Origin of the sequence: Pleomorphochaeta sp. DL1XJH-081, from assembly GCF_049310885.1 — a bacterium.
GTDB lineage: Bacteria > Spirochaetota > Spirochaetia > Sphaerochaetales > Sphaerochaetaceae > CAYZJV01.
In genome coordinates, this window is record NZ_JBMDYO010000084.1 from 1 (window position 1) to 276 (window position 276).

1 pseudogene is annotated in these 276 nt (G+C 66.3%); it reads left to right on the forward strand.

The annotated features are described in order from the left end of the window. Window positions 1-276: pseudogene (locus ACODJP_RS13990) on the forward strand (hypothetical protein); the annotation flags it as partial.

The window sequence follows — 276 nt, forward strand, 5'->3', positions numbered from 1 at the left end:
TGCTTCCACTACCTGCGCCGCTGAAACCATGCCAGCGCTCACTCTCTCCCACCTGCAACAGCAGCACGGCGTGGCCATCGACACCCGGCTGAGCGCTTATTACAACGGCTGGCCGCAGCGCGCCAACGGCCCGGAAGGCCATGAGCCGCAGGCCCTCAATCTTTCCGCCCGCTGGCTCGGCGCCATGAGCGACGATCAGCTCCGCGCCTGGGCTAAGCAGCACCAGCTCCAGTCCGATACCCCCATCGCGCTGTACGGCAGCCCGGAGGATAACGT